Source organism: Micromonospora psammae (genome assembly GCF_036902725.1).
In the GTDB taxonomy this organism is placed as follows: Bacteria; Actinomycetota; Actinomycetes; order Mycobacteriales; family Micromonosporaceae; genus Micromonospora.
In genome coordinates this window covers 13,473-39,301 of the sequence record NZ_JBAKHM010000020.1, presented here as the reverse complement: position 1 = coordinate 39,301, position 25,829 = coordinate 13,473, and the positions used below count along the sequence as shown (strand labels likewise).

Annotated in this window: 24 protein-coding genes and 1 pseudogene; 12 read left to right on the top strand and 13 right to left on the bottom strand. The window is 72.7% G+C overall.

Annotated features, from left to right (window positions below; all coding sequences use genetic code 11):
* Window positions 1-318: 318 nt before the first annotated feature.
* Window positions 319-873, top strand: coding sequence for a hypothetical protein (locus tag V6U79_RS21980; RefSeq protein ID WP_334615642.1), 555 nt, complete (start codon window positions 319-321; stop codon window positions 871-873).
* A gap of 34 nt (window positions 874-907) precedes the next feature.
* Here V6U79_RS21980 and V6U79_RS21975 read toward each other — a convergent pair whose 3' ends face one another.
* The gene (locus tag V6U79_RS21975) at window positions 908-1,396 is read right to left on the bottom strand and encodes a MarR family winged helix-turn-helix transcriptional regulator (protein ID WP_334615641.1); all 489 of its coding nucleotides are present in this window, start codon (window positions 1,394-1,396) and stop codon (window positions 908-910) included.
* Between the two features lie 84 nt (window positions 1,397-1,480).
* On the opposite strand from V6U79_RS21975, the gene V6U79_RS21970 reads away from it, so the two are divergent.
* Window positions 1,481-1,711, top strand: coding sequence for a hypothetical protein (locus V6U79_RS21970; RefSeq protein WP_334529194.1), 231 nt, complete (start codon window positions 1,481-1,483; stop codon window positions 1,709-1,711).
* A gap of 7 nt (window positions 1,712-1,718) precedes the next feature.
* Here V6U79_RS21970 and V6U79_RS21965 read toward each other — a convergent pair.
* From V6U79_RS21965 to dnaA, 5 genes and pseudogenes are all read right to left on the bottom strand, one after another.
* Window positions 1,719-2,261, bottom strand: a pseudogene (locus tag V6U79_RS21965) (DciA family protein); the annotation flags it as partial.
* Between the two features lie 262 nt (window positions 2,262-2,523).
* The gene (recF, locus tag V6U79_RS21960; protein ID WP_334529197.1) at window positions 2,524-3,657 is read right to left on the bottom strand and encodes a DNA replication/repair protein RecF; all 1,134 of its coding nucleotides are present in this window, start codon (window positions 3,655-3,657) and stop codon (window positions 2,524-2,526) included.
* Between the two features lie 16 nt (window positions 3,658-3,673).
* Entirely contained in the window at window positions 3,674-4,546 is an 873-nt protein-coding gene (gene gnd, locus V6U79_RS21955) for a phosphogluconate dehydrogenase (NAD(+)-dependent, decarboxylating) (RefSeq protein ID WP_334529200.1), read from the bottom strand.
* Between the two features lie 40 nt (window positions 4,547-4,586).
* Complete coding sequence (dnaN, locus tag V6U79_RS21950) at window positions 4,587-5,720, bottom strand: DNA polymerase III subunit beta (RefSeq protein WP_334529203.1); 1,134 nt, start codon at window positions 5,718-5,720, stop codon at window positions 4,587-4,589.
* Between the two features lie 795 nt (window positions 5,721-6,515).
* Window positions 6,516-8,318, bottom strand: a complete 1,803-nt coding sequence (gene dnaA, locus V6U79_RS21945) for a chromosomal replication initiator protein DnaA (RefSeq protein ID WP_442933806.1) — start codon at window positions 8,316-8,318, stop codon at window positions 6,516-6,518.
* 663 nt (window positions 8,319-8,981) lie between these two features.
* On the opposite strand from dnaA, the gene rpmH reads away from it, so the two are divergent.
* The 9 genes from rpmH (at window position 8,982) to V6U79_RS21900 (ending at window position 17,827) form a co-directional block, all read left to right on the top strand.
* Window positions 8,982-9,119 carry a 50S ribosomal protein L34 gene (gene rpmH, locus V6U79_RS21940; RefSeq protein WP_334529209.1) on the top strand — a complete coding sequence of 46 codons (138 nt, stop codon included), beginning with the start codon at window positions 8,982-8,984 and terminating at the stop codon, window positions 9,117-9,119.
* Window positions 9,120-9,153: 34 nt separating this feature from the next.
* Window positions 9,154-9,570: a ribonuclease P protein component gene (rnpA, locus tag V6U79_RS21935; protein ID WP_334529212.1), complete on the top strand. Its 417-nt coding sequence runs from the start codon at window positions 9,154-9,156 to the stop codon at window positions 9,568-9,570.
* Window positions 9,567-9,854 carry a membrane protein insertion efficiency factor YidD gene (gene yidD / locus V6U79_RS21930; protein ID WP_334529215.1) on the top strand — a complete coding sequence of 96 codons (288 nt, stop codon included), beginning with the start codon at window positions 9,567-9,569 and terminating at the stop codon, window positions 9,852-9,854. The genes rnpA and yidD overlap by 4 nt, the downstream gene beginning before the upstream one ends.
* 2 nt (window positions 9,855-9,856) lie before the next feature.
* Window positions 9,857-10,846 carry a membrane protein insertase YidC gene (gene yidC / locus V6U79_RS21925; RefSeq protein WP_334529218.1) on the top strand — a complete coding sequence of 330 codons (990 nt, stop codon included), beginning with the start codon at window positions 9,857-9,859 and terminating at the stop codon, window positions 10,844-10,846.
* A 211-nt stretch (window positions 10,847-11,057) separates the two neighbouring features.
* On the top strand, window positions 11,058-11,654 hold the full coding sequence (locus tag V6U79_RS21920) for a Jag family protein (protein ID WP_334529221.1): 597 nt from the start codon (window positions 11,058-11,060) through the stop codon (window positions 11,652-11,654).
* Window positions 11,655-11,733: 79 nt separating this feature from the next.
* On the top strand, window positions 11,734-12,474 hold the full coding sequence (gene rsmG / locus V6U79_RS21915; protein ID WP_334615680.1) for a 16S rRNA (guanine(527)-N(7))-methyltransferase RsmG: 741 nt from the start codon (window positions 11,734-11,736) through the stop codon (window positions 12,472-12,474).
* Between the two features lie 210 nt (window positions 12,475-12,684).
* Window positions 12,685-14,055: a ParA family protein gene (locus V6U79_RS21910; protein ID WP_334529224.1), complete on the top strand. Its 1,371-nt coding sequence runs from the start codon at window positions 12,685-12,687 to the stop codon at window positions 14,053-14,055.
* Window positions 14,056-14,082: 27 nt separating this feature from the next.
* Window positions 14,083-15,093 carry a ParB/RepB/Spo0J family partition protein gene (locus tag V6U79_RS21905; protein ID WP_334615640.1) on the top strand — a complete coding sequence of 337 codons (1,011 nt, stop codon included), beginning with the start codon at window positions 14,083-14,085 and terminating at the stop codon, window positions 15,091-15,093.
* 1,822 nt (window positions 15,094-16,915) lie between these two features.
* The gene (locus tag V6U79_RS21900) at window positions 16,916-17,827 is read left to right on the top strand and encodes a hypothetical protein (RefSeq protein WP_334615639.1); all 912 of its coding nucleotides are present in this window, start codon (window positions 16,916-16,918) and stop codon (window positions 17,825-17,827) included.
* A gap of 82 nt (window positions 17,828-17,909) precedes the next feature.
* Here the strand turns inward: V6U79_RS21900 and V6U79_RS21895 are convergent, their stop codons facing one another.
* The gene (locus tag V6U79_RS21895; RefSeq protein WP_334615638.1) at window positions 17,910-18,908 is read right to left on the bottom strand and encodes a D-alanine--D-alanine ligase family protein; all 999 of its coding nucleotides are present in this window, start codon (window positions 18,906-18,908) and stop codon (window positions 17,910-17,912) included.
* Window positions 18,909-18,915: 7 nt separating this feature from the next.
* Window positions 18,916-20,226: an aminotransferase-like domain-containing protein gene (locus tag V6U79_RS21890; protein WP_334533760.1), complete on the bottom strand. Its 1,311-nt coding sequence runs from the start codon at window positions 20,224-20,226 to the stop codon at window positions 18,916-18,918.
* Window positions 20,227-20,505: 279 nt separating this feature from the next.
* On the opposite strand from V6U79_RS21890, the gene V6U79_RS21885 reads away from it, so the two are divergent.
* Window positions 20,506-21,171, top strand: coding sequence for a GNAT family N-acetyltransferase (locus V6U79_RS21885; RefSeq protein ID WP_334533763.1), 666 nt, complete (start codon window positions 20,506-20,508; stop codon window positions 21,169-21,171).
* A 25-nt stretch (window positions 21,172-21,196) separates the two neighbouring features.
* Here the strand turns inward: V6U79_RS21885 and V6U79_RS21880 are convergent, their stop codons facing one another.
* The 5 genes from V6U79_RS21880 to sigM all read right to left on the bottom strand — a co-directional run bounded on the left by V6U79_RS21880 (window position 21,197) and on the right by sigM (window position 25,828).
* Window positions 21,197-22,354 (bottom strand): N-acetylmuramoyl-L-alanine amidase, encoded by a 1,158-nt coding sequence (locus V6U79_RS21880; RefSeq protein ID WP_334533766.1) that lies wholly within the window; start codon window positions 22,352-22,354, stop codon window positions 21,197-21,199.
* Between the two features lie 206 nt (window positions 22,355-22,560).
* Window positions 22,561-22,884: a thioredoxin gene (gene trxA, locus V6U79_RS21875; RefSeq protein WP_334533769.1), complete on the bottom strand. Its 324-nt coding sequence runs from the start codon at window positions 22,882-22,884 to the stop codon at window positions 22,561-22,563.
* 33 nt (window positions 22,885-22,917) lie between these two features.
* Window positions 22,918-23,871 (bottom strand): thioredoxin-disulfide reductase, encoded by a 954-nt coding sequence (gene trxB, locus V6U79_RS21870; protein ID WP_334533772.1) that lies wholly within the window; start codon window positions 23,869-23,871, stop codon window positions 22,918-22,920.
* Window positions 23,872-24,062: 191 nt separating this feature from the next.
* The gene (locus V6U79_RS21865) at window positions 24,063-25,055 is read right to left on the bottom strand and encodes an RsmA family anti-sigma factor (protein ID WP_334533775.1); all 993 of its coding nucleotides are present in this window, start codon (window positions 25,053-25,055) and stop codon (window positions 24,063-24,065) included.
* Window positions 25,052-25,828 carry an RNA polymerase sigma factor SigM gene (gene sigM, locus V6U79_RS21860; protein WP_442933805.1) on the bottom strand — a complete coding sequence of 259 codons (777 nt, stop codon included), beginning with the start codon at window positions 25,826-25,828 and terminating at the stop codon, window positions 25,052-25,054. Before sigM ends, V6U79_RS21865 begins: the two co-directional genes overlap by 4 nt.
* Between the last annotated feature and the right edge of the window lies 1 nt (window position 25,829).

Genomic DNA, 25,829 nt, shown 5'->3' with positions numbered 1-25,829 from the left:
TCGGTGTCGAGTCTTCGTCTCTGCGTCAATCTTACTGTGCGCGAACGACAGAACCGCCACTCGGCACCCCTGCGAGGCGTCTGAGACCTCCGTAGCCGGCCGAATCGCGCTGCCCGCGACTCCCCCTACACGCCACGGGGGGTTCGGGGGCGGCTGCCGCCCCCGGATCGGGCCGGACGGTGGGCGGCCAGGGGTCGCGCGCGAACCGGCCGTACCGTAGCTTTGCGGCGCCAGCGGTGTTGGTCTTGATCTTTTCCATCCATTACCGGGACGATCGACCCGATCGATCCGACACGTGCTCACAAGGGGTGACGCCAGATGGGGCTGGACAACGTCGCGGTGCACTGGCCGCGGACCGGCCGCTTCTACGATCCGGTCGCGCCGGCCGAGTTCGTCGATTTCGGCGAGATCGTGGACATTCCGCAGATTTCCGCGCCGACCGCGGCGCTCGCCGAACACATCGCCAAGACGGGCACGGTCCGGGCCACCGCCTACACCGAGCTGGTCGACCTGATCCTCGGGCTGGAGAATGTGCTCTACGCCACGGAGGCGGCCGCCGAGGACGAGGACCCGGTGATCGACCCGGACGGTTGCGCCTGGGTCGCCGGCGGGGTGGAGAAGTTCGTCGTCCAGCACCGGCCGCACGGCGAGGCGGTGACCTTCGAGTCGGTCAGCGAGGTGCTCCGCTCGCTGCTGGCCGACGGCCGGCTGGCCGAGCAGCAGCTGCGCTGGTTGGACAGCCGGCTGGACCGGCTGCGCGACGAGGACGGCGACCCGCCGCAGTGGGACTTCACCTGCGCCGAGCTGGGCGTGCTCGCCGCCTTCTACCGGCGCTGCGCCGACCGCGGCTTCGCGGTCTACGCCGACGCCTGACCGGGTCGTCCCGGGCCCGGGCCCGCCGGCCGGATCAGGACGGTGCGCCCGGCCCGGGAGCCCCGGCCCGGTTGGTCGCGGCGATCACCTCGGTCAGCACGGTGTGCAGGCGCCGCAGATCCTCGATCGGCAGTCCGAGCCGTTCGACGATGGCCGGCGGGATCCGCTCCGCGCGGTCGCGTAGCGCCGCGCCGCCGGCGGTGAGCGTGACGGCCAGGCTCCGCTCGTCGGAGGGGTCGCGCTCCCGCCGTACGTGACCGGCGGCCTCCAGGCGCTTCAGCAGCGGCGACAGCGTGCCGGGGTCGAGCTGGAGCAGCCGGCTCAGCTCCCGCACGGAGAGCGGCGCGTGCTGCCACAGGGCGAGCATGACCAGGTACTGCGGATGGGTCAGGCCCATCGGCTCCAGCAGCGGCCGGTAGACGGAGACGACGCCGCGCGCGGCGACCGAGAGCGCGAAGCACACCTGCTGCTCCAAAGCCAGCGGATCCCCGTCGAGCTGGTCGGGCACGGTCGACCTCCTCATCGCCATTGTCATCGTAGCAACGTTTGGTGTACCAATTGTTGGGGCACAAAGTGTTCGCGGTGGCGACGGAGAGGTCGGGCAGGCATGAGCGAGGACGGGAAGGCCGCGAAGGCACCGGGTGAAGGCGGCCGGCTCTGGGCCTGGGCCTACAAGTACCTCGCCGGCCCCGCCGAGGGGGTGCAGGGCGCCGTGCAGGGCGGGTCGACGCAGGCCCGCGAGCTGTGGAAGCAGGACCTGGAGCGGCGCAAGCAGTGGAGCCGCGAGCAGCGGGAACGCAAGCGCGCCGCCCGCGAGGCCCGACGCGCCGGGCGCTGAGCCCCGCTCAGCCGTAGGTGTCCCGCGGCCCCCGGCCACGGACCCGGCGCGGGCCCCGCGACCACGACGGCGCCGCCGGCCCGTGGATGTGCAGCTTGCGCACCACGTTGTGGCCCACCTCGCCGGCGATCCGCTTGAGCAGCGACGCCGCGAGCAGCCGGAGCTGGGTCGCCCAGGCGGTGGAGCGCGCCTCCACCGTCAGCTCGCCGTCCTCCAGCTTCACCGGCCGGCTGTGCTGGGCGATCTCCGCGCCGACGACCTTCTCCCAGGCGCCGAAGACGGTCGCCTCGGCGGCCGGCTGCTGCCAGCCGCGCGCCTTCATCAACCGCTCCAGCACCACGCCGAGCGGCTGCGGGTCGCGCGGGTCGGGGCCCGGCCCGGAGTAGCCGCGCAACCGCCGCTCACCGCCGCCGTCCCCGCCGACCACGCTCCGGCGGCGGTTCTTCGCCGCCGACTCCCGGCGGGCCTTCGCCGCGTCCAGCACGGCCCGGGCCAGCTCCGGCCCGGCCACCGCGCCCGGGTCACCCGCCGCCGATCCGCCGTCGCCCGGCGCCTCCGCACCGGTCTGCCCGCCGCCGGTGGTGCCGGCTCGCCGGCCCCCGGCCCCGGCGTCCGCGCCGGTCTGCCCGCGTCCGGTGGCGCCGGCTCGCCGGCCCCCGTCCGCGTCGCCGCCGGCCGGGCGGGCGGCGTCCGCCTCCGACCCGGTTCCGGCACCCTTGGGAGTACGCGCACCGCGCGCCGCGCCCGAGGCGGTGCGGCGCGGTCCACCCGTCGCCTTCGTCGGCTCACCGGTCCCGCCGGCGCGCTCCGGATCAGTCGACACGTCGCACCGTTCCCTCACCGACCGCGTAGCGGGTGCCGCGCAGGGTCGCCGGCACGTCGTCGTCGACGGCGCAGGTGACCAGGAGCTGGCCGGCCCCGCCGACCAGCTCGGCCAGCCGCTCCCGCCGGCCCGCGTCCAGCTCGGCGAAGACGTCGTCCAGCACCAGCACCGGCTCGATGCCGTCGGCACGCAGCAGGTCGTAGCCGGCCAGCCGCAGGGCCAGCGCGTACGACCAGCACTCACCGTGGCTGGCGTACCCCTTGGCGGGTAGTGGGCCGAGGGTGAGGGTGAGCTCGTCGCGGTGCGGTCCGACCAGGGTGGTGCCCCGTTCGATCTCCGCCGACCGGGCTTCGGCCAGCGCGGCGGTCAACGCCTCGGCCAGCGCCGCCCGGTCGGTGGTCGGCTCGGTCAGCTCCACCGACGGCCGGTACGCGATGCCCGCCGCCCCCCGGCCCGCGGCCACCGCGTCGTACGCCTTCGCCACGTGCGGGGCGAGCGCGGCGACCAGCTCCAGCCGGCCGGCGAGCAGCTCCGCGCCGTGCTGCGCCAGGTGGGTGTCCCAGACCGCCAGGGTGGAGAGGTCCCCACCGCGCGTCCCGCCCGTCTTGCGGGCCAGGTACGCGGTGCGCAGCAGGGCGTTGCGCTGCTTGACCACCCGCTCGTAGTCGGCGCGCACCCCGGCGTACCGGGGCTGCCGGCTGACCAGCAGGTCGTCCAGGTAGCGGCGGCGCTCGGCGGGATCGCCCCGGACCAGCTCCAGGTCCTCCGGGGCGAAGAGCACCAGCCGCAGCGCGCCGAGCACGTCCCGGGCCCGCCGCGCCGGTGACCGGCCCAGCCGGGCCCGGTTGGCCTTGCCGGGGACGATCTCCAGCTCGACCAGGAGTTCCCGGCCGTCGTGGACCACCGCGCAGCGGATCACCGCCGAGGTGGCGTCCATCCGGACCAGGGGGGCGTCCGTGGCGACCCGGTGCGAGTCCAGGGTCGCCACGTAGCCCAACGCCTCGACCAGGTTCGTCTTGCCGACGCCGTTGGCGCCGATCAGGACGTTCGGCCCCGGCTCCAGGTCGACGCCGACCCGCTCGTACGAACGGAAGTCGACCAGTTCGAGCCGGCGGACGTACACAGGTTGTGGATACCGCTCAGCGCTTGCGGACGGCGTGCCCACCGAACTGCTGGCGCAGCGCGGCGACGGCCTTCATCGCGGGAGAGTCGTCCTGCCGGGAGGCGAACCGGGCGAAGAGCGACGCGGTGATGACGTTCAGCGGCACGGCGAGCCGGACCGCCTCGTCGACGGTCCAGCGCCCCTCGCCGGTGTCCTCGGTGTAGCCGCTCAGCTCGGCCAGCTCCGGGTCCTCGTCGAGGGCCCGGTCGAGCAGGTCGAGCAGCCAGGAGCGGACCACGGTGCCCTCGCGCCAGGACTTGAAGACGCCCGGCACGTTGGTCACGACCTCGGACTTGGCCAGCAGCTCGTAGCCCTCGGCGTAGGCGTGCATCAGGCCGTACTCGATGCCGTTGTGCACCATCTTGGCGTAGTGGCCGGCACCGACCGGGCCGGCGTGCACGAAGCCGAACTCGCCCTCCGGCTTGAGCGCCTGGAAGACCGGCATCAGCCGGTCGACGTGCTCCTGCGCGCCGCCGACCATCAGGCCGTAACCGTTCTGCTTGCCCCAGACGCCGCCGGAGACACCCACGTCGAGGTAGCCGATGCCGCGCTCGGCGAGCCGCTCGGCCCGGGGCGCGTCGTCGCTGAACCGCGAGTTGCCGCCGTCGATGATGATGTCGCCCTCGCCCAGCACGCCGGCGAGCTCGTCGATGGTCGCGTCGGTCACCCCGGCCGGGACCATCACCCACACGGCACGCGGCGACTCCAGCTTCTCGGCCAGCTCCGACAGGCTGGCGACGTCGCTCAGCTCCGCGTTGTGGTCGAAGCCGACCACCTCGTGGCCGGCCGCGCGCAACCGCTCGCGCATGTTGCCGCCCATCCGGCCGAGTCCTACCAGGCCGAGCTGCATTTGCTCCTACCTCCGTGCGTCTGGGTTGTGCTGGGCGCGATCAGCGGGACACGCGGATCGGCATGATGAGGTACCGGTACCCGGGGATGACGTCTCCATCCTCGCCGGCAGGGGAAATCACCGCCGGCTTGAAGGCGTCGACGAAGGCCAGCTGCGCGTGCTGGGCGCCCAGGTTGGCCAGGCCGTCGATCAGGTACTGCGGGTTGAAGCCGATGGTCAGCGGCTCGCCGGTGAAGGTGGCCTCCATCGCCTCGCTGGCCCGCGCCTCCTCGGTGCCGCCAGCCTCGACCACGAGCCCGTCGGAGCTGAAGCTGAGCAGCACCGGGGTGGTCCGCTCGGCCACCAGAGCGACCCGCTTGACCACCTCGATCAGCGTGCTGACCGCCACCCGGGCCTCGGCGTTGTGGCTGGCCGGGAAGAGCGAGCGCACCGGCGGGTAGTTCGCCCCGTCCAGCAGTCGGCTGGTGGTGCGGCGGGTGCCGCCGGCGAAGCCGATCATGCCCTCGCCGGCCGCGCCCTGCGAGAGCGCCATGGTGACCTGGCCGCCGAGCGGGCCGAGCGCCTTGGCGGTGTCGTTCAGGGTGCGCGCCGGCACCAGGGCGTTGATGCTGATCTCGGGGTCGTCCGGGTGCCACTCCATCTCGCGCAGCGCGAGCCGGTAGCGGTCGGTGGCGAGCATGGCCAGGGTGCCACCGGAGAGCTCGACGCGGACGCCGGTCATCATCGGCAGGGTCTCGTCCCGGCCGGCGGCCACGGCCACCTGGGCCACCGCGGCGGCGAAGGCGGCGGCGTCGACCGTGCCGGCGCTCTCCGGCATCTCCGGCAGGCTGGGGTAGTCCTCCACCGGCATGGTGGGCAGGGTGAACCGGGCGCTGCCGCAGACCAGCTCCAGGTGGGCGCCGACCGCGGCGATGTCCACCGGCTTGGCCGGCAGCGCCTTGGTGATCTCGGCGAGCAGGCGGCCGGAGACGAGGGCGGCGCCGTCGGCGTCCCCCTGCACCTCGACGGTCACCTGGCTGGAGACCTCGTAGTCGAAGCCGGAGACCTGCAGGTTGCCGTCGGTCACCCGGAGCATCACCCCGGCGAGGACCGGTACGGACGGCCGGTTGGGCAGGCTCTTCGCGGTCCAGGCCACCGCTTCGGCGAGCGCGTCGCGCTCTACTCGGAACTTCATCAATGCCTCCGCGTCGACGTCAGCGACAACTCTCTCATGCCGACCGCTGCCTGCCGTCCCGCCCGACCGTGCGGGTACCCATCGCACCTTAGGGCGCGTGGGCATCGGCTGTGCGCCCGACCCCGTGGATCCAGGTGCCCGGGCGACTGCCGACGGCAGGGTCCGGCCCGATCCACAGGAAGTCCAACGGTGGTGATTGGTTTTTGATTCTTTTAGAAGAGATAACTCATCGTCTTCTTCGCACCTGTGCAAACTGTGGAGAACCTGCGTTCGCCCAGCTCAGGAAGGTTATCCACCGGTGGGTTGGCTGTGGAGAACCGGGGGGTGAACCGACCCGCCGGTCCACAGGCCGGGTTCTCCCCAGAGTTGTCCACGGTTGTCCACCGGTTGTCCACGGGTAATCCACCGGGTTTCTCCCCAGTGCTGTGGACAGCGCCGACGACTGTGACCGACGTCGTCCCCAGAACCTTCAACAGGCCGTGCACAGGTAGACCGTCGCCGGTGGACAACTTCACCGTCGTCCCCAGGCGTCCACAGCCTCGTCCCCAGGGTTTGTCCACAGTCTGTGGGTAACCGGGCCCGGACACTGCGTGGTTATCCACCGCCTGTGGAACAGGGGATGTGGACAACGAGGCCGTGCTGTGGACAAACATGCCGCCGATCCTGGCCCCTCGACCCACTCGAGGGTCAACCGCTCGCCCTCGACCGCCGCCCGGCGGGCAGAGAAAACGCCCGGCCGATCCCGGCCGGGCGTCCGCGTGCCCCTGGTCCGGCGTCGCCGGAGTGGCGTACGACTCAGGTGTTCTGCTTGATCCGGTTGGTCAGCTCGGCGATCTGGTTGTAGAGCGAGCGCCGCTCGGCCATCTGCTGGCGGATCTTCCGGTCGGCGTGCATGACCGTGGTGTGGTCCCGGCCACCGAAGGCCTGCCCGATCCGGGGCAGCGAGAGGTCGGTCAGCTCCCGGCACAGGTACATGGCGACCTGACGGGCGTTGACCAGGACCCGCGAGCGGGAGTGCCCGCGCAGGTCCTCCAGGCTCACCCCGAAGTAGTCGGCCGTGGAGACCATGATCTGGTCCGCGGTGATCTCCGGCCCGCCCCCGTCGGGCATGAAGTCCCGCAGCACCTCCTCAGCCAGCGACAGCTCGACGTTCGACCGGGTCAGGCTGGCGAACGCGGTGACCCGGATCAACGCCCCCTCCAGCTCCCGGATCGAGTTCGACACCCGGGAGGCGATGAACTCCAGCACGTCCGGCGGGGCGTACATCCGCTCCTGCGCCGCCTTCTTCTGCAGGATCGCGATCCGGGTCTCCAGGTCCGGCGGCTGGATGTCGGCCAGCAGCCCCCACTCGAACCGGGTCCGCATCCGGTCCTCCAGCGTCGCGAGCTGGCGCGGCGACCGGTCGGAGGTGATCACGATCTGCTTGTTGGCGTTGTGCAGGGTGTTGAAGGTGTGGAAGAACTCCTCCTGGGTGCGCTCGCGGTTCTCCAGGAACTGGATGTCGTCGATCAGGAGGATGTCGACGTCGCGGTAGCGCCGCTGGAACGCCTGCGTCTTGTCGTCCCGCAGGGAGTTGATGAAGTCGTTGGTGAACTCCTCGGTCGAGACGTACCGGACCGAGCGGGCGTTGCCCAACGTCGTGGCGTAGTGCCCGATGGCGTGCAGCAGGTGGGTCTTGCCCAGCCCGGAGCTGCCGTAGATGAAGAGCGGGTTGTACGCCTTCGCCGGCGACTCGGCCACCGCGACGCTCGCCGCGTGCGCGAACCGGTTCGACGAGCCGATGACGAACGTCTCGAACATGTACTTCGGGTTGAGCCGGTTGCCGCCGCTCTCCGCGCCGCCGGGGCGGCGGTCGTCCCGCCCGCCCGGGCGGTGGTCGGCGTTGGTCCGTCCGGGACCGCTGTCCGTACCGCCGTCGCGGGCCAGCCCGCGCGGACCCTGCCCGTCCCGGGGTGGCCGGGCCTGGTCACGGTACGCGGGCTCGAAGCCGCGGGCGCCGGTGTCCGGCGGGTCGAGCCGTCCCCGCTCCTCGAAGCCCCGCCGCTCCGGTGTGGGGGGACTCACCCGCAGCGGTTCGGCGAAGGCCGCGCCGAAGAGGGTGTCCTGGCCGCCGGTGCGGCTGGCCGGGATGAGTCCGCGGTGTCCGTCGCGACCCGGCGGCATGGCCACCTGCTCCGACTCGACCGGGCGCTCGGGATACACCGGCTCCGGCTCGTCGTAGGCCGGCCGTCCGGCGGGGAAGTCGTCCCGTCCGGCCGGAAAGTCGTCCCGGGCCGGGAAGTCGTCGCGGGGGACGTCGAACTCGGCCTGGGTGGGTTCGGGGCCGCTGCGGTAGACGGTGCCGGCGGGACGGCCGGCGGCGTCCTCGGCGACCCGCACGGTGACCGCCACCTGTATCGGCCGGCCCAGTCGGCGGGTGAGCGCCTCGGTGATGGCCGGCCGCAGCCGCGACTCGATCACGTCCCGGGTGAAGGCGTCCGGGACGGAGAGCAGAGCGGTGTCCTCGACGATCGCCCGCAGCCGGGTCAGCCGCAGGTACGCGCGCTGCTGCGCGGAGATGATCTCGTCGGCGAGTTCGTCCGTCGCCGCGGTCCACACCGCGGCCAGGTCGGTCGTACCGGCCACCGTCGTGCCACCCCCTCGCCTCTGCTCCCGGCCGCCGCTGTGATCCAGTCGACCGTTCCGGGCCCGCCACCGCGTTCGAGCGGGTGGTACCTCACCCACCGGGCGACTCGGCGACCGGCATCCACAAGTTATCCACAGCCTGTGTGTACCGACCGATTGTGCCGCCCGCTGGACGCGGGTCGGACCTGCCCCCCTGGTTGGGGGAGCGCTGAAGCGGGTTCACCGTGCCGAACGATTCACGGCCCTGTCCGGTCTTGCCCACCGGCGACAACCCGGACCGAAGACGCTGACCGCAATCGGGCACGGTAACAGCGACGACCCGACGCCATCAACCGCCGACCCTCCGCGCTTCTTGTCGGCATCAGTGAAAACCGCCGGTTCGGTCGGGGTCACGGTCCCGCGTGTACCGTCGATGACCTGTTTGACGGTCATTGCCCCCCTGCGTAGGCTGGAGCGGCTGCTCTGTGGCCCTCTGCTAGGGTGATGGGTGCTTGCTGTCCGCGGTCGCATCCCCGCCTCGCCGAGGATCCGCACCGTCGGGCAGCACCGATCGGAGGCCGCCGCCGAAGGTGGCCCGGACCACCACACGACCCCGGCGATCCCGCGCCGCGGGCGCACGAAAACGGAGAGCCTGACGTGAGCAAGCGCACCTACCAGCCGAACAACCGCCGGCGCGCGAAGACCCACGGCTTCCGGCTGCGCATGCGCACCCGTGCCGGCCGTGCCATCCTCGCGACCCGCCGCTCCAAGGGCCGCGCCCGCCTGTCGGCCTGAGGCCGACCGGTCCGGTCCGGGGACGTGGGCAGTCGTGCTGACGGCCGCACAGCGACTGCGGCGCAGTAACGACTTCGCCGCAGCGGTCCGGGGTGGTCGACGCGCCGGTCGTGGCGCGGTCGTCGTCCACCTGACCCTGCCGGCGAGCCCCGAGTCCACCGCGACAACCTCGCCGGAGCCGGCGCGGGTCAGCGGCACGGAGACGATCTCCACGCCGACCCGCGCCGGCTTCGTCGTGTCCAAGGCCGTCGGCCCCGCCGTGGTCCGTAACAAGGTCCGGCGGCGGCTGCGGCACCTGGTCCGTGAGCGCCTGGCCGAGCTGCCGGAGGGGAGCACCCTGGTGGTACGCGCCCTGCCCGCCGCGGCCGAGGCGGCGTACCCCCGGTTGGGGGCCGACCTGGACGCGGCCATCGCGGCCGCGCGGGCGCCCCGGGGGCGGCGGTCCCGGTGAGCGGCGGACCTGCCGCGCCACGGCCGACGAGCCCGGGTGCCCGGGTGCTGAGTGGCCCCATCATCGCGTACCGTCGTTGGATAAGCCCGGCGCTGCCGGCCCGCTGTCGGTTCTACCCGTCGTGCAGTGCGTACGCCCTGGAGGCGGTGGCCCGGCACGGCGCGCTCCGGGGAGCCGGCCTGACGGTCGGGCGGTTGTTGCGCTGCCACCCCTTCCACCCTGGTGGACATGACCCGGTGCCGGAGCCGGGCGGTCGCCGCCGTGCCGATGTGACTGGAGCCTGAGAGTGGATTTTAGTCTCGACTGGATCTACTACGCGATCTCGTGGATCCTGCTGACCTGGCACTCGGCCTGGGACGCCATCGGCGTGCCGGTCGACGCGGTCATCGGCACGAACTGGGCCTGGATCCTGGCCATCATCTTCCTGGTGGTCACCGTCCGGGTGATCCTGTTTCCGGTCTTCGTCAAGCAGATCAAGTCGCAGCGCGCGATGCAGGCGCTCCAGCCCAAGGTCAAGGAGCTGCAGGAGAAGCACAAGGGTGACCGGGAGACGCTCCAGAAGGAGATGATGGAGCTCTACCGGAAGGAAAAGGCCAACCCGCTGATGGGCTGCCTTCCGATGTTCCTCCAGATCCCCGTCTTCCTCGGCCTCTTCCACGTGCTCCGCCGGCTCGACCCGGCCAAGGAGAGCAAGACCCTCTACGGCTGGACCGCCGACCAGTTCGAGAGCGCCTCCGCCGCCAAGATCTTCACCGCGCCGATCGCCGGCAAGTTCGGCTCCACCGCCGACGAGTTGGCCCGCCTCGGCGCCAACGGCACCACGGTCAAGGTCATCGCCGGCATCCTGGTGCTGGTCATGATGGGCACCACCTACCTGACCAGCCGTCAGATGATCCTCAAGACCGGCTGGGCGGAGGACCCGCAGCAGCGGATGGTGCAGCGACTGATGCTCTACGGCATCCCCCTGTCGCTGCTGATCTCCGGCGCGATCTTCCCGATCGGTGTGATCATCTACTGGGTCGTCAACAACCTCTTCACCCTCGGCCAGCAGCAGTGGGTGCTGCGCAAGTTCCCGCCCCTGGTGACCAACACCAAGGCCGGCAGCGGCGCGCCCCGCAACCCGGTGCAGCCGGCGAAGACCGGCGGCTTCCTCAACCGCGCCAAGCCGGCCGCGCAGGTGCCGGCCAAGCCCGTCGCGCCGAAGGTCGCCGGGCCGAAGCCGGGTGCGAAGCCGGTCAACCCGAAGAAGGGCCGGCCCGCCAAGCGGCAGGGCTGACCACCGGGCCGCCGTCGGGACCCCCGGCGGCGGCCTTCCGGCACTGCGCAGCCGCCGTACGGTCGGCGCCGGGCCGGAACTGCCGCGCCAGGCGCGGTCACGGGCGAAACTGCCCGTACAGACGTGCCCGTGGGCACCGGCTTTCTCCCGCCGGCGCCCCGGGAAACCAGCGGACCCGACGGTCCGGCCGAGCGAGTACGGAGATGACACCGTGACCGAGACCAGCATCCCCAGCGCGGAACCGTCCCTCGACGAGGAGAACCTGCCGACCTCCGCCGTCGACGGCGAGGACGAGGCCGAGGAGAAGGACACCGAGTCGACCGGCAAGGAGAAGAAGGCCGCCGGCGAGGGCGAGCTCTTCGCGCAGAGCGAGATCGCCGCGGACTACATCGAGGGCCTGCTCGACATCCTCGATTACGACGGGGACATCGACGAGCTGGTCTCCGGCGGCCGTCCGGTCGTCGAGGTGGTCGGCGGTCGGTTGCAGAACCTCGTCGGTCAGCGGGGCGCCACCCTGGAGGCGCTCCAGGAGCTGGCCCGGCTGGCGGTGTTCCGCCAGACCGGCGCGCCGAGCCGGCTGCTGCTCGACGTCGGCGGCTACCGGGCCACCCGGCGCAAGGAGCTGGCCGCGGTGGCCAAGAACGCGGTGGAGAAGGTCAAGGAGCACGGCGAGCCGGTCCGGCTGGAGCCGATGTCCGCCTTCGAGCGCAAGTGCGTGCACGACGTGGTCAACGCCATGAGCGGCGTCGAGAGCGAGTCCGAGGGTGTCGAGCCGAACCGGCGCATCATCGTCCGGCCGGCGGACTGACCTGGTGACACACGACGACACCACGGCGGCTGCCGAATCCGGCCCGGGTGGCACGCCGCCCGGGCCGTCCCCTGTCCGCCTGCTTCCCTCACCCGAGGACGCCGCCCTGCCGCCCGCGCTGGCGCCGGCGGCGCAGGCGCTCTTCGGTGACCGGCTCGACCTCGCCGCCGCGTACGCGGAACTCCTCGCCACCGACGGCGTGGTCCGCGGCCTGATCGGTCCGCGGGAGGCGCCGCGGATCTGGGACCGGCACCTGCTCAACTGCGCGGCGGTCGCCGAGCGGATCCCGGAGGGCGCCACGGTCATCGACGTCGGGTCCGGTGCCGGCCTGCCCGGCCTGGTCCTGGCGATCGCCCGACCCGACCTCACGGTGACCCTGGTCGAGCCGCTCGCCCGGCGCACCTCGTTCCTGATCGAGGCGGTACAGCACCTCGGCCTGGCCAGGACGGTCCGGGTGTTCCGGGGCCGGGCCGACGAGGCGGCTTCCGGGGAGACCGGGACCGGCCCGTTCAGCGCGGACGTCGTCACCGCCCGGGCGGTCGCGCCGCTGGACCGGCTGGCCACCTGGTGCCTCCCCCTCGCGGTGCCCAGAGGTCGGCTCCTCGCGCTGAAGGGCTCCTCGGCCGCCGAGGAGATCGCCGAACACGCCGGGGTGGTCACCCGGCTCGGTGGCGGTGAGCCGAGCGTGCACCTCTGCGGCGAGGGGCTCATCGACCCGCCAGCGACCGTGGTGGAGGTCGTACGGGAGCGGGTGGTGCGACCGCCGTCGGTCAAGAAGGCGCCGAAGCGGTCGCGCGGCGGCCGGAAGCAGGCTCGCTGACCGCCTCCCACCGGCCACGCCGGGTGTCGGACGCGACGAGAACGGAGATGGACCCGCCGTGCCCGTCCCCCGTAGGCTGGCCGCGCGTCGATAGTGTGGGGCGGGCGGTTCCCGACCGCTCCCGCCGGGCCGTACGCCTCCGCGGTGTGAGCGCGCGTGCGACCAGTTGACGGGTGCGGACCGACCATCCGGAGCGGGCAGGGATGACAGGTGCATGACGACGACAGGTACGACGATCCACGATTGATCCGCCCCGAGGGCCTGACCCCCGGCGCGGACGGCGTTTCACGTGAAACCGAGCCCCGGTTCCGGGCGCCCGGCGACCAGTCGGAACCGACCACGACCCGTGCCCCGGACTGCGAGCCCGTCGTGCACCGTGACCCACCGGCGGTGGGTGCCGCGCGTCCCGGCCCCGAGTCGTACTCTCCGCTCCCGCCCCTCGACGCCGTCGCTCGACCAGCCAACCTGCCCGCGGACCGCTCGGGTCCCACCCGCCGCAACTCCGGGGCAGCCTCGCGATTCGAGCCGGGGGCCGGGGGCAACGTTCCGCCGCCCGTCCCGCAACAGCCGCAGCCGAACGCGGTGCCCGACGCTCTACCCCGGGAACCGGTGCGCGCCGACAAGCCGAGCCCCGCCCCAGGGGCCTCGGCCGTCGACCCGACCGGCCCCACGTACGTTTCACGTGAAACCCCGACGCGCGAAGAGGATGACCCACCGTTGGCTATGGAGGCGATGCGCGCCGTGCAGATCCTTAATCCGAGTGGCGAGGTGAGCATGCCCCGTCCGGAACGGACCCGGGTGATGTCCGTCGCCAACCAGAAGGGCGGCGTGGGCAAGACCACGACCACGGTGAACCTGGCAGTGGCGCTGGCCCTGCACGGCAACCGGGTGCTCGTGGTCGACCTAGACCCGCAGGGCAACGCCTCCACCGGGCTGAACGTCCCGCACCACACCGGGGTGCCGGACGTCTACGACTGCCTGATCAACAGCGTGCCGCTGGAGGAGGTGGCGCAGGAGGTCGAGGGCATCCCCAACCTCTGGTGCGTGCCCGCCACCATCGACCTGGCCGGCGCGGAGATCGAGTTGGTGTCAGTGGTCGCCCGCGAGTCCCGGCTGGCCCGGGCCATCGCCGCCTACCCGGGGCACTTCGACTACGTCTTCATCGACTGCCCGCCCTCGCTCGGCCTCCTGACGGTCAACGCGTTGGTGGCCGCGCAGGAGGTGCTGATCCCCATCCAGTGCGAGTACTACGCGCTGGAGGGGCTGAACCAGCTGATCAACAACATCAACCTGGTCCGCCAGCACCTGAATCCGGCGCTCGAGGTCTCCACGATCCTGCTCACCATGTACGACCGGCGCACCCGGCTCGCCGACGCGGTCGAGCAGGACGTCCGGAACCACTTCGGCGACAAGGTCCTCCAGGCGGTCATTCCGCGCAACGTCCGCGTCTCCGAGGCACCCAGCTACGGCCAGTCCGTGATGACCTACGATCCCGGATCACGAGGTGCCACGAGCTACTTCGAGGCTGCCCTGGAAATCGCCGAGCGCGGCGTCAAGGAGCCGGTGAGCCGGAATGCGTAGTGCGGACAAGTCGCTGGGAGGCGTCGCATGAAGAACCGTCCCCGTGGCGGTCTGGGTCGAGGGCTCGGGGCGCTCATCCCGACCGGCCCGGTGCCGGAGGCGCCGACGAGCGTTGTCTCGCCGGCCGAGGACGACCACGCGCATCCGACGGTGGAGACACCCGCCGTGGCCCCGCCGGTGACGGCGGTGTCGGTCGAGCCGGAGCCGGAGCTGAGCCCGGTACCGGGTGCCCGCTTCGCCGAGATCCCGGTCGACGCGATCCTGCCCAACCCGAAGCAGCCCCGGCAGGTCTTCGACGAGGAGGCCCTGGAGGAGCTGAAGACCTCCATCCAGGAGGTGGGCTTCCTCCAACCGATCGTCGTACGCCAGCTCGACGGCGAGAAGTACGAACTGGTGATGGGTGAGCGCCGGTGGCGGGCCGCCCAGGCGGTGGGTCGGGAGAACATCCCGGCGATCGTGCGGGACACCAAGGACGACGCGATGCTCCGGGACGCGCTCCTGGAGAACATCCATCGGGCCAACCTGAACCCGTTGGAAGAGGCCGCCGCGTACCAGCAGCTGCTGGAGGAGTTCGGGGCGACCCACGAGGAGTTGGCGCGACGCATCGGCCGGAGCCGGCCGCAGATCTCCAACACCATCCGACTGCTGAACCTGCCGGCTCAGGTGCAGCGCCGGGTGGCGGCCGGCGTGCTCTCCGCCGGGCACGCCCGGGCGCTGCTGAGCCTCGAAGAGCCGGAGGCGCAGGAACAGCTCGCCCTCCGCATCGTCGCCGAGGGGCTGTCGGTCCGGGCGACCGAGGAGATCGTGGCGCTGGCGCTCAGCGAGGGGCCGGCGAAGACTCCGGCCAAGCGCCGGACCAAGGCGCACGCCCCGGCGCTGACCGACCTGGCCGACCGCCTCTCCGACCGGTTCGACACCCGCGTGAAGGTGGACATCGGCCGGAGCAAGGGCAAGATCACCATCGAGTTCGCCACGGTCGACGACCTGGAACGGATCGTCGGCATCATCGGTGTCGAGCAGGAGGAGCCCGAGGGCTGAGCCTCCCTGTCCGTTGTCGGCACCGGCCGCGTCCCTTCAGGGGCGCGGCCGGTCTGCTTCTCGGAGCTTCCCTCCTGAACGAGGTCGTGAGCTCCCGCCCCGCCCCCGTCCCCGCCCCCGCGCCCGGGCATCCCGGCGGCCGGGCTGTTGCGGGGGCAGGGTCGCCGGGAGCGCGGCGGTTTCACGTGAAACGCACTGGCAGAGCCGGCGGGTAGCCCGAACAGCCTGGGCCCCCTGACGGCGGTTCGGGTGCCGTCACCTGTGGTGCCGGTTCCGCCGAGTGACTGCCGTCGCCGTGCCAGGGCCGCAGTCCGTGGGGGCGTCCTGGGTCGCCTTGTCGGTGGCGGGGCGGTCTCCGTCCACAGCTTGTGGCCCGGTGTTCGCTCAGCAGGCTTCTCAGCGGGCAGAAGCGGCACGCCACAGCGAGGACAGCTGGGCACGCCACGTCGCACGTACCGGCGAGGCGCTCTTCGCCCGGCTCGAACCCATCACCCTCCTGAAGTCGTTCCTGCGGTCCCGACCCGGGGAGTGTGGCTCTGTGCGGATGCCTGGCAGGCAGATGCGGGCGATTCGGCGTTGGAATGCTCGGAGTCGTTCCCTGGATCTCTTCGTTCACGTGGAACTGGGCCGAGCGAGCGATCCCTGGCGCGGGCGAGCGCAGGCGGAGAGAGGGGGCAAGCGGGCGGAGACGGCGGAGCCGCCTGTGGACACCGGCCCCCGCTCTTGCCCGATGGTGCCGCTGGCCACGCCCCAGGGACCCGGTCCTCGCTCACCTGGCCGTCGTGAGGTGGCGGCCAATTGGCTTCCCGCCCATTCCCGGTCGGCCAGGTCTGAGCCGCCCTGGGCCGTCCCGCGCCCCCGTGAGATGACCCAGGTGGTCCCCCTGTCATTCCCGCGCCTTCCAGGTGGCGTTGTCGTCCGTTCCGCTCCTGCGGGGAGCGGCGATGCGACCGTTTCCGACCCTGGTCCCGCGGTGACGTCACCACGGTTCCCTCCTGCTCCCGAGTGGCAATCTCGGTGGTTGCCGTGCCGCGCCCCTGTCCCAACTGCGGCCCGGAGGCCGGCGCGAACGGCGGCAGCGAGCCGCGCGACTTCGTGGTGCGGCGGCTGCCTGGGCCCGGACGACGGCTCCGTCGTTTCACGTGGAACCAGGCCAGTCGTGGATCCCTTCAACGCGCACCCTGGTTCCAGGCCGCGCTGGCCGCCGCCCCGGGTCAGGTCCCCGCCCCACTCGCCCCCGGCCCCCTGGCGACTGGCCCACTCGCCCTGCTCCGCCCCGCCGGTTCGGCCCCGCCCCGCCCCGCCGGCTCGGCCCGCCGGCTCGTCCCGCCGGCTCGTCCCAGCCCGCCCGCACGGCGGGCCCGCCTCGCCCGGCCCGCCCCCTCAGACGTGGCCGGCCGCCCTTCTCGCCTCCACCCGCCGGCTCACCCCTGGCCCGACTTCCCGACTCGGCGCACGCCGTCTCCGCCTCGTGGCAGAGCTTCCCCTCGACAGAACTGCCGCCAGAGGCAGCAGCGGACCGCCCTGCCGTTCGTTAGGAGAGACGGGCCTGGGACTCCTGTGACGGACGCTGTGGAGGAGCCACATAGTTATCCACAGGCCTTGTCCACAGGCACCCCCCGTTTCACGTGAAACCGCGCGTAAAACAGTGCCCTGACCTGTGGATGACGGGGTGTGTTGGTGATCTCATCAGCCTGTGGACAACCTCGCTCCGGCACCTGTCGCCCGCCCTCCGTGAGCCCTCTGAACCGCATGAGGCGACCTCATGATCGCCGCTCTTCAGGTAGGGACAGCGGTCGCTTACTCGGTTAGGGTCAGCGTCGTGCACGACACCCCTCCCTCAGTCCCGGACTTCACCCAGTGGCCCTCGTTCCCCTTCGAGGGCGACCTCCGCGTCAAGCACCTCGAGGATCCGGTCCCGGTCGAGCCTCCCCGCAAGGGTGAGGGGCACCGGGAATGCACCGCCTGCAACGCCCCGGACGACGCCTACATCTGGGTGGGCGAGCGGTGGCGGGTTCGCGCCATGGACCGGCCGACCGGCCTGCCGATGGTGCTGATCCTGGAATCCCGCTCCCACCTCGACCTGGGCGATCTGCCCAACCTGCTCGCCGCCGAGCTCGGCGTGATGACGGTACGACTGGAGCGCGCCATCCGGTCGCTGGACGGCGTCGCCCGGGTGCACGTGAACCGCTGGGGTGACGGCTCCGCCCATCTCCACATGTGGTTCCTGGCCCGCCCGTACGGCCGGCTCCAGTTGCGCGGGACCTTCCTCTCTCTCTGGGATTCGATCCTCCCGCCCATCTCGGAAGCTCAGTGGCGGGAGAACCTGGCCCTGGTCGCCGCCTGGCTGGCCGAGTTCGGCGGGCGTCCGCTGGCCGAACCACCCCGCATCCAGTGGCAGGCGCCGTCGAGCTTCTCCGCGCAGTCGTCCGCGCAGGCGGCCGCCGCCGAAGAGGAGCCCGTCTCGGTGATCGAGGCGGACGAGGAGATCCCGGTACCGGCGGACGAGGACGACGACACCCTGGACGCCCCCGACACCGGCAGCATCGAGACCGATCCCGAGGACGACGCCGAATCCGAGGACGCCGACGCGGCCGAGGAAGCCGACGCGGCCGAGGAAGCCGACGGCGAGCCCGGCGGGGACACCGGGGACGAGGCCGACGACGCCAGCAGCATCGAGGATGCCGGGAACGAGGAGCGGGCGCCGGTCCCGGACGGCGGTTCGAGCCGCTAGCCCCGACGGGCCGGCCCGGAGTCCTCGACGCCCGGGCCGGTCGCGTGGGTCGGCCGTGCGGCCACCGCCGGCGGGAGGCGCGTCAGGAGCGGCGGGCGGCGGCCCGACCGACCAGCGTCCCGAGCACCCGCCCGAAGTCCAGGCCGGCGGCCTGGATCGCCAGCGGCAGCAGTGACGTCTCCGTCATGCCCGGGGACACGTTGACCTCCAGCACGTGCGGCCTGCCGTCGGAGTCGACGATCAGGTCCACCCGGGAGAGGTCGCGCAACCCCAGCGCGTTGTGCGCGGCGAGGGCCACCTCGGCGACGCTGCCGGCGACGGCCGGGTCCAGCCGGGCCGGGGCGTGCCAGGTGGTCCGGCCGGCCGTGTAACGGGCCGCGTAGTCGTACACGCCGTTGCGCGGCACGATCTCCACCGGCGGCAGGGCCTGCGGCCCCTCGCCCAGGTCGACCACGGAGACCGCCACGTCCATGCCGGGCACGTACCGCTCGACCAGCGCGGTCGAGTCGTACGCGAAGCAGCCGACCATGGCGGCCGGGAGTGCCGCGGCGTCCCGGACCACGGCGGCGCCCAGGCCCGACCCGCCCTGCGTGGGCTTCACCATCAGTGGCAGGCCCAGCCGGTCGACGATCCGGTCCAGCACCGCCACCGCACCCAGCTCGGAGAAGCGGTCGTGCGGCAGGGCCACCCAGTCGGGGGTGGGGATGCCGTTTTCGCGGAGCACCGCCTTGGCCGACGGCTTGTCCCAGGCCAGCCGGGAGGCGCGGGCGTCGCAGCCGACATACGGAACTCCGCAGAGGTCGAGGACGCCGCGCAGCGAACCGTCCTCCCCGGTCGCGCCGTGCAGCGCGATCACCACCGCGTCCGGCGGATCGGCGGTCAGCGCGGGCAGCAGCGCCACGTCGGCGTCCCGCAGCTCCGCCTCCACCCCGACCGCGCGCAGCGCGTCGAGCACGCGGCGGCCGGAGCGCAGTGAGACGTCCCGTTCGTACGAGAGCCCACCGGCGAGCACCAGCACGTGCAGGTCGGTGATGGTGGCAGGGTCGGTCACGAGGGATCGCTCGGCGGAGGTGACAGCCATCCCGGAATCATGCCAAGTCGGGTCCCGGCGCGTCCGCGCCGCCCTGCCGGCGGCGGCCGGCCGGGCTGACCGCGCCGAAGACGCGCCGCATGGCGATGTCCTGCTCCATCACGCCGGCTAACCGGCGCACCCCCTCGCGGATCCGCTCCGGCGACGGGAAGGAGAAGTTGAGCCGCATGTTGCCGGTCCCGGAGCCGTCGGCGTAGAAGCCGGTGCCCGGCACGTACGCCACCCGGGCGGCGATGGCGCGCGGCATCATCGCCTTGGCGTCCAGCCCGTCGGGGAGGTTCGCCCAGACGAAGAGACCCCCGGCCGGGGTGGTCCAGGTGGTGCCGGCGGGCATCAGGTCCTCCAGCGCGGCGAGCATGGCGTCCCGCCGCTCCCGGTAGACCTCCCGGTAGACCTTCAGCTGCTCCCGCCACGGCATGGTGGAGAGGTACGTCGCCACCGCGGCCTGCGCGTAGCCGCTGGGGCAGAGGATCTGCGCCTCGCTGGCGATGACCAGCTTGTCGCGGACCGCGTGCGGGGCGAGGATCCAGCCGACCCGCAGGCCGGGGGCGAAGGTCTTGGAGAAGGTGCTCAGGTAGAAGACGCCGTCGCGGCGGCGGGCCCGCAGCGGCGCGGGCGCCTCACCCTCGAAACCGAGCTGGCCGTACGGGTCGTCCTCGACCACCAGCAGGCCGGCGCGCTCGCAGATGTCCAGCACCCGCTCGCGGCGCTCCTCGCTCAGCGTCACGCCGGTCGGGTTCTGGTAGGTCGGGATGGTGTAGAGGAACTTCACCCGCCGGCCGGCGCGGGCCAGGTCGGCGATGGCGACCTCCAGCGCCTCGGGGATCAGCCCCTCGTCGTCCATCGGGACGTGCGCGACCTGGGCCTGGGCGGCCTGGAACACCCCGAGCGCGCCGACATAGGTCGGGCCCTCGGCGAGCACCACGTCCCCCGGGTCCAGGAAGAGGCGGGCCACCAGGTCGAGCGCCTGCTGCCCGCCGACGGTGACCACCACGTCCTCGGGTGAGGCGCCGCAGGCCGCGTCGATCCCGGAGAGCGCCATCACCTCGCAGATCCGCTCGCGCAGCTCCAGGGTGCCCTGGCCGATGCCGTACTGGAGGGTGGTGACGCCGTGCTCCGAGCCCAGCCGGCCGAGCATCTCGCCGACCGCGTCGAGCGGCAGCGCGGCGATGTACGGGGCTCCACCGGCGAGCGAGACGACCTCCGGCCGGCTGGCCACCGCGAAGAGCGCCCGGATCTCCGAGGCGGTCATCCCGCGGACGCGTCGGGCGTACCGGTCGGTGTAGTCGTCGAGCGTCGTGCCGGTCATGACATCACCTCGATCGGGTGTCGGTCGGGTCCCGGCCGGTGTGGTACCCGCGCTGCCGCCGACCATGGCGGCGCGGGACGCCGGTTACCCGATCGTAGTCGGGATCGGCGCCGCCGGCCGTCACGACTTCGAGCGGGGTCCACATCCCGGACCGACCCCCCGAGCCGGGTGGCTGTTCGCGCGTCCCCTCCCGTACGGTCGGTTGGCGGCGTACGATCGCTCGTCGGGGGCAGGAAGCCGCGGTGGTTCCACCTCCGAGCCTATTGTGGGGATGCGCCAATGTCGCGACGTCTGGTCAGTCTGACCCTCGACACCTTGGAAGACCTACCCCGCCCGTGCCGGCAGTGTGTCTACTGGGAGCTGGACCCGGTCTCCGCCGACCGGGCCTGCGCGGCCGGTGATCCGGGGCTGGAGAAGGAGGCCTGGGTCTCCCAGACCCTGCTGGAGTGGGGCTCCTGCGGCAAGCTCGTCTACGTCGACGGCATGCCCGCCGGTTTCGTCATGTACGCCCCGCCGGCCTACGTGCCCCGCTCGATGGCCTTCCCCACCTCGCCGGTCTCCGCCGACGCGGCGCTGCTGATGACGGCCAACGTGGTGCCCTCCTTCGCCGGTGGCGGACTGGGCCGGATGCTCGTGCAGGGTGTCGCCCGGGATCTGACCAAGCGCGGCATCAAGGCGATCGAGGCGTTCGGTGACGCGAAGTTCGGCGACGGGGACGACGCCACCCGCGCCTGCGTCGCCCCGGCCGACTTCTTCCTCTCGGTGGGCTTCAAGACCGTCCGCCCCCACCCGCGCTACCCGCGCCTGCGGCTGGAGCTGCGCACCGCCCTGAGTTGGAAGTCCGACGTCGAGTACGCGCTGGAGAAGCTGCTCGGCTCGATGAGCCCCGAGACGCTGCTGCGCCCGGTACGCCCCGCCCCGGCCACCCGGTCCACCGCCGGCTGATCCGCCGGCGGGACGCGGCCCCGGCTCAGTCGACCACCGCGCCGGCGGCCACCACCGCCCGCAGCTCGCTCACGTCGATCGAGCCGGTCGGCACGTCCCGCTCGATCGGGAAGAACATCCGCTGCACGGCGGCCACGATCGCTTCCACCACCCGGTCCCGGAACCGGGGATCCACCAGCCGTTCCCGGTCCTTCGGCGAGGTCAGGTAGCCGACCTCCACCCGTACCGCCGGCATCCTGGTCAGCCGCAGCAGGTCCCACGCCTTGGCGTGGGTACGGCAGTCCCGCAGCCCCGTCCGGGCGACGATCTCCCGCTGCACCAGCCCGGCGAGTCGCTCCCCGGTCGCCGAGTTCACGCCGTTGTCGGTGCCGTAGTGGTAGGTGGCCACACCTTCCGCATCGGGATTGGCGTGCCCGTCGGTGTGCAGGGAGATGAACACGTCGGCGCCGAGCGAGTTGGCCAGCTGCGCCCGGTCGGTGTCCGGCAGGCAGCTCTCCGGCGTCGGACCCCGGGTGAGCTGCACGCGGACGCCGGCGGCGGCGAGTCGCCCCTCCAGCCGGCTGGCCAGGTCGTGCACGATCTCCGCCTCGATCCAGCGCAGCGGGCCCTCGGGCACCACCACCCCCGGGTCGGTGCCGCCGTGGCCGGGGTCGATGACCACCGTCCGCCCGACCAGGGTGGGCCCGGACTGCCGGATGGCGTCGGACTCGCGCAGCCACTGCGGTCGGCCGCCGACCACCTTGCGGCCGAGCCGGCGCAGCGCGCTCATGGTGTGCGGTCCGCAGGAGCCGTCGGGCTTGAGCCCCACCTCGCGCTGGAACTGGGCCACCGCCCGGGAGGTGCGGACGCCGTAGATGGCGTCGGCGCGGCCCACGTCGTACCCCATCTCCAGGAGGCGTTCCTGGAGCGACCGGACGTCCTCGCCGGTGAGGGGTTCGGGCACCGCGTGGTAGAGGGTGCGGGCGCCCAGCCGCCAGCGGGCGGCGTCCAGGGCGCGCCAGGTCTCGGCGCCGACCCGCCCGTCGACGCTGAGCCCCCGGGACTGCTGGAACGCGCGGACCGCGCGTTCGGTGGCGGCGTCGAACTCGTCGCCGGTCGACGACGGGAGCAGGTCGAGGCCGGTCAGGACGGTGCGGATCTCCGTCACGGCGGGTCCACGGTCACCGGGTCGGATCGGACGCACGCACGACCCCCTCTGCTGCTGCCTGGTCGGCGCCACGCTCTCCTCACGCCCACCGGGACTTGCGACGATGGCGCTCTCCGCCGAGCGGATGCCTACGGAGCGTACCGTGGCCGGTCGCCAGCCGGTCCGGGTTCGCGCAGGTCACCGCCGCTGGAAAGACGAAACCCCGCACCCGGTCGGGTGCGGGGTTCCGGTGTCGTGGTGGCTCAGAGCGCCGACTCGATCAGCCGGACCAACTCGCCCTTGGGCTTGGCGCCCGCGATCGACTGCACCGGCTCGCCGTTCTTGAAGATGGTCAGGGTCGGCACGGACATCACCCGGTAGGCGCGGGCGGTCTCCGGGTTCTCGTCGATGTTGAGCTTGACGATGGTGACCTGGTCACCCATCTCGCCCGCGATCTCCTCCAGCAGCGGCGACACCTTACGGCACGGCCCGCACCACTCGGCCCAGAAGTCCACCAGCACCGGCTTGTCGGACTTCAACACGTCGGTGTCGAAGTTCGCGTCGGTGACGACCTTCGTTGCTCCCACTATGACCCTCCTCAGACGTTCGGTTCGTGTCTCTCAGCCCTGGACCGTGGCGATGAAGCGCTCGGCGTCCAGCGCGGCGGCACAGCCCGTGCCGGCCGCCGTGATCGCCTGCCGGTAGGTGTGGTCCACCAGGTCACCGGCGGCGAAGACGCCGGGGATGCTGGTGCGGGTGCTGGGCGCCTGCACCTTCACGTACCCCTCGTCGTCGACCTCCACCTGGTCGCGGAAGAGTTCGCTGCGCGGGTCGTGGCCGATCGCGACGAAGACGCCGGTCACGTCCATCACCTTGGTCTCGCCGGTGTGCACGTTGCGGACCCGGACCCCGCTGACCTTGCCGTCCTCGCCGAGGATCTCCTCGACAGTGGTGTTCCACTCGACCTTGATCTTGTCGTTGCCCAGCGCCCGGTCGGCCATGATCTTGCTGGCCCGGAACGAGTCGCGCCGGTGGACGATGGTGACCGAGTCGGCGAAGCGGGTGAGGAAGCTGGCCTCCTCCATCGCGGAGTCGCCGCCACCGACCACCACGATGTTCTGGCCGCGGAAGAAGAAACCGTCACAGGTCGCGCAGGACGACACGCCGTGGCCGAGGTACTCCTGCTCGCCGGGGACACCCAGCGGCCGCCACGCCGAACCGGTGGAGAGGATGACGGCGCGGGCCCGGTAGGCGGTCTCGCCCACCCACACGGTGCTCACCGCGTCGGAACCGATCTGGCCGGTGTCCTTCAGCTCCACCCGGGTGACGTCGTCGGTGAGGAACTCCGCGCCGAACCGCTCGGCCTGCTTGCGCATGTTGTCCATCAGCTCGGGGCCGAGGATGCCGTCGGCGAAGCCGGGGAAGTTCTCCACCTCGGTCGTCGTCATCAGCGCGCCACCGGACTGCACGCCCTCGATGACGAGAGGCTTGAGGTTGGCGCGGGCGGCATAGACCGCCGCCGTGTAGCCGGCCGGCCCGGAGCCGATGATGATCAGGTTGCGGACCTCGTCCACTGCCGTCTCCCGATGTGTGTGTTCGCCATCCGTACCGGCTGAACTGCCGCCGGGACGATGCCGATCCGAGTGCCGACCGTTCAGCGACGGCGGCGACTGACTTGCAGAACGTCATCGTACGAACCGGGGATTCCCGAGCCGGTCGTCCGGTGGGTCACGTCACGCGGCGGCGGACGCCCGTGGCCGCGAACTCACCCTACCCGCGCCTGCCACCGGGTGTCCGCGCCGGAGCCCGGTACGCCGCACTCCGCCCCGGTCACCCAGGTCCAGTGTTCCCCGGACGGGTCGGCGAAGCGGACCACCAGCGCCGGCTCCCCCCGGAAGGAGGCGTAGTCGACCAGGTCCACGGTGACCGGCCCACGGCCGTGCTCGGCCGAGATCTCGGCGAGACAGACGTCCAACGCACCCCGGTCGCTGAGCCGGTCGAGCCCGCCGGCGAAGGCCGGACGCCTCCTGTCCGGCGCCCCCTCGACCGAGCCCACCCCCGGCTGCGGGCCGGGACCGGCGCTCGCGGCCTTCGGCAGCGCCGACCGGGACGCACCACCGACCAGCGTCTCCGGTGTCCAGTCGGTGCCGCTGCGCCCGGGCTCGGTGGTCAACCGGAACGGCGCGGCCGCGTCCTCGGCGGACGGTCCGGCCATCGTCGTGGCGGCGGTGTCCTCGGTGCCCGAGCGGTCGAGCAGCTGGCCGATGCCGATGCCGCCGGTCATCAGCGAGGCCGCGGCGAGCGCGACCGGGCCGGCGAGCCGGGACCAGCGCCGGCGTCGCCGCCCCGGACCGGCCGCGTCGGCGCGCCCGTCGTCCGGCCGGGACCCACCGGTACGTCGTGCCGCGCCGCCGGCCTGGGCCGGTACGCCGGGAGGGGTCGGCCGGGCGTCGTGCCCGACCCGGTCGGTGCTCGCGAGCGTGGCGTCGGCGGGAGCGGCCGGACCGGCGCCGGCGAGCGCCGCGGTGAGCCGGTCGAGAACAGCGAGCGGCATCTCGGGCGCCGGCTCGGCCCAGGCGGTGAGGTCGGCGCGGACCAGGGCGACCGCGGGGGCCAGTTCGGCGTACGCCTGGGCCCAGGCGGGGTCCTCGTCGACCAGGCGGGCGACGGTCACCTCGTCCGGGGTGCCGGCCAGGGCCCCGCCGACGTAGTCGGCGAGCAGGTCGTGGTCGACCTCCCTGAATTCCCGGGCCGTCACGTCTCCTCCTGGTGGGCATCCTGCCGGGAGCGCCCCGACCCCGATCCGACGCCTTCCGGGGCCCGTCGGTTCCCGACGGTGACGTCCGGCACGTTCCGAGCGGGGCCGGCGACCGCCGGGCCATCGGTCGAGCCGGTGCGCAGATGCCCGAGCAGGACCGCCAGCCGGGCCCGGCCACGGGCGCAGCGGCTCTTGACCGTCCCCTCCACCACCCCGAGGATCCGGGCCACCTCCGCGACCGGATAGCCCTGCACGTCGACCAGCACGAGCGCGGCCCGCTGCTCGACCGGCAGCGCCGCGAGGGCCTGCCGGACCACCAGGGCGGTGTCGTGGTCGGTGGCCGGGGCGGCGGGTTCGACCCCGCCGGTGAGCCGGCCGTCCTGGTCGGTGCGCGTACCGTCGGGCAGCGGGACGGTCGGATGGGCCTGGCGCCGCCGGATCCGGTCCAGGCAGGCGTTCACCACGATCCGGTGCAGCCAGGTCGTGACGGCGGAGTCGCCGCGGAACCGGCCGGCGGCGCGGTGGGCGGAGAGCAGCGCGTCCTGGAGCGCGTCCGCCGCCTCCTCGCGGTCGCCCAGCGTACGCAGCGCCACCGCCCAGAGGCGGTCCCGGTGCCGGTGGAGCAGCTCGGTGAAGGCGTCCCGGTCACCGGCGACGTGCGCCCGGAGCAGCTCGATGTCGCTCGCCTCGGCGGGCGGCACCGGGCGCGGGATCGTCGCCGGCACCGGGTCACCGGGCGCCGGGTCGGGCGTCCCCCCGCCGCGACCCGTCATC

Bases quoted from the DNA above. Each gene is read 5' to 3' on its own strand.
- V6U79_RS21895 (WP_334615638.1), bottom strand. From the start codon at position 18,908: ATGGCTGTCACCTCCGCCGAGCGATCCCTCGTGACCGACCCTGCCACC.
- V6U79_RS21980 (WP_334615642.1), top strand. From the start codon at position 319: ATGGGGCTGGACAACGTCGCGGTGCACTGGCCGCGGACCGGCCGCTTC.
- gnd (WP_334529200.1), bottom strand. From the start codon at position 4,546: ATGCAGCTCGGCCTGGTAGGACTCGGCCGGATGGGCGGCAACATGCGC.
- V6U79_RS21970 (WP_334529194.1), top strand. From the start codon at position 1,481: ATGAGCGAGGACGGGAAGGCCGCGAAGGCACCGGGTGAAGGCGGCCGG.
- V6U79_RS21975 (WP_334615641.1), bottom strand. From the start codon at position 1,396: ATGAGGAGGTCGACCGTGCCCGACCAGCTCGACGGGGATCCGCTGGCT.
- V6U79_RS21890 (WP_334533760.1), bottom strand. From the start codon at position 20,226: ATGACCGGCACGACGCTCGACGACTACACCGACCGGTACGCCCGACGC.
- V6U79_RS21905 (WP_334615640.1), top strand. From the start codon at position 14,083: ATGAAGAACCGTCCCCGTGGCGGTCTGGGTCGAGGGCTCGGGGCGCTC.
- sigM (WP_442933805.1), bottom strand. From the start codon at position 25,828: ATGACGGGTCGCGGCGGGGGGACGCCCGACCCGGCGCCCGGTGACCCG.
- dnaN (WP_334529203.1), bottom strand. From the start codon at position 5,720: ATGAAGTTCCGAGTAGAGCGCGACGCGCTCGCCGAAGCGGTGGCCTGG.
- V6U79_RS21885 (WP_334533763.1), top strand. From the start codon at position 20,506: ATGTCGCGACGTCTGGTCAGTCTGACCCTCGACACCTTGGAAGACCTA.